A 1203-nucleotide genomic window follows, 5' to 3' on the forward strand; every position below is an offset into this window, starting at 1 on the left:
TGCTGTCCCTGGAGGACGGTGCGCGTGTCGTGGCCCTTCGCTCGCGGTCGTTGAAGGTCCTGGCCGGTGCGGGCGGGATGATGTCGGTGAGCCAGTCCGCAGCAGCCGTCGCGGAGCGCCTCGCACGCTGGGGTGACCGCTTGTCGCTGGCGGCGGTCAACGGCCCCTCCGCGGTCGTGGTGTCGGGCGAGCCGCAGGCGCTGCAGGAACTGCAGGCCGAGCTGGAGGCCGACGGTATCCGCGCCCGCATGGTCGCCGTGGACTACGCCTCGCACTGCGCCCAGGTGGAGCGTCTGGAGGAGGAGATCACGTCCGTCCTGGCCGGTGTGACACCGCGCCAGGGCCGCGTGCCGATGGTCTCGGCCATGACCGGGGAGGTGCTCTCCGGTCCCGAGCTGGATGCCCGGTACTGGTACGGGAGCCTGCGGGCACCGGTCCACTACGACCGGGCTGTGCGTGTGCTGGCCGGTCAGGGGCATCAGGTGTTCGTCGAGGTCACACCCCACCCGGTGCTGATGGGCGCGATGAACGACACGCTCGAAGAGGTCGCGCAGGACTCCGGTCCCGGTGCGGTGCCCGCTGCCGTGTGCGGCACGCTGCGCCGTGACGACGGTGGCGCGACGAGGCTGATCACGTCGCTGGCCGAGGCGTTCGTGCACGGAGTGGCGGTGGACTGGACCGCGGTGCTGCCGGTCGGCGAGCGGGTGGAACTGCCGACGTACGCCTTCCGGCACGAGCGGTACTGGCCGAAGGGCGCTCTCGGCTTCACCGCCGCCGGTGCCGCGATGGGCGGTGACGGTGCGAGCACGGCGGCCGAGGCGCAGTTCTGGGCGGCTGTAGAGGGCGGCGACCTGACACAGCTCGCCGACACACTCGCGGTGGACGGCGACCGCCCGCTGAGCGAGATCCTGCCCGCGCTGGCGTCCTGGCGGCGCCGCGAGCAGGACCGGTCGGTGACGGCCGCCTGGCGGTACCGGGAGAGCTGGGCGCAGATCGCCGAGCCCGACCCCCGGGTGCTCTCCGGACTCTGGCTGCTGGTGGCTCCTGCCGAACCGGCCGCCGACGCCCTGACACAGGGGTGCGCGGCGGCGCTGTCGGCGCGCGGCGCCGAGGTCGCGGTGGTCGAGGTGCCGGTGGGGACCGTCGACCGGACCGACGTCGCCGAACTCCTTGTCCAGGCACTGCACGATGCGGGTGCGGAGC

General features: G+C 73.2%; 1 protein-coding gene. It reads left to right on the forward strand.

The features are described 5' to 3' along the window. Positions 1–29: 29 nt before the first annotated feature. Positions 30–1203, forward strand: a 1174-nt coding sequence (locus AB0H32_RS48405; protein WP_361136152.1) for an acyltransferase domain-containing protein, incomplete at its 3' end; no start/stop codon positions are given.

The sequence above is a fragment of the Streptomyces sp. NPDC020362 genome, from assembly GCF_040642095.1.
Lineage (GTDB): Bacteria > Actinomycetota > Actinomycetes > Streptomycetales > Streptomycetaceae > Streptomyces.